The sequence below is a fragment of the Aeromonas lacus genome, from assembly GCF_000764665.1.
Taxonomy (GTDB): Bacteria; Pseudomonadota; Gammaproteobacteria; order Enterobacterales; family Aeromonadaceae; genus Aeromonas; species Aeromonas lacus.
In genome coordinates, this window is the sequence record NZ_JRGM01000189.1 from 1 (window position 1) to 817 (window position 817).

An 817-nucleotide genomic window follows, 5' to 3' on the forward strand; every position below is an offset into this window, starting at 1 on the left:
GGTTAGTAATTCGGCTTTCAGTTTCATGTGTGTTGGTGTTGACTGTGGTGTTTATAATATAGAGTTAGAAATGTTTTCATCCAAGACTAGATGTGACTGTGTGATATTTTGGTTGTGAAAATGAGGCTTATTTTATTTGTTCTTTTCTTTGCGCATAATGCAATCGCTGGCAATAACTTGCAATGTTATGACTATTTGGCGGATGCGGTTCGCAGTAGTAATTATGATTTTATATATGTTGCGGCTAAGGATGTAAATGTTATTGTAGATTCTGATGATGGCCAAGAAGTTAGTATGCAATTGACTTATGACACGGATGGCAGTGGTAGTATTGGATGGGCATCATACATTTATTCTGATGCATCATTATGGAATACATCTGCTTACCTTGAAGATAAAATAAAACTGCAATACGGTGAATCAATAAAGAGTAAGTTGAAAAATTGTTTTGATTCCCAATGTTCTTTGTCAAAGAAAAACTGACTGTTAAAACATTATGATTAATATAGTAAGCTTTACATTCAGTTTGCATGAATATGTTAGGTTATAGGATGAATACAAGTGTCTTGCTTACTCTACTTTAGTGTGCACTTCTGTTGATGTTAATTCAAGGTCGTTTTGCAGCTAAGTAAACTCCCTCGGTGTCTTTCCCTGCTGAAAAACTGGGAGATATTTAGGTGCCAATCAGTTTTCTTTAGTGCCAAATTAACATTGAAAATATTGTAATTGTTGGGTCTTTTGTTGGTAGGGGTTTTTATAATTATAATACTTTATATGTGAAAGGAGATATCCATTACTAATTGATGAGGCTTGATAC

General features: G+C 33.9%; 1 protein-coding gene. It reads left to right on the plus strand.

The features are described from left to right. Positions 1-120 precede the first annotated feature (120 nt). On the plus strand, positions 121-483 hold the full coding sequence (locus LG31_RS21340; protein WP_161785997.1) for a hypothetical protein: 363 nt from the start codon (positions 121-123) through the stop codon (positions 481-483). Positions 484-817 lie beyond the last annotated feature (334 nt).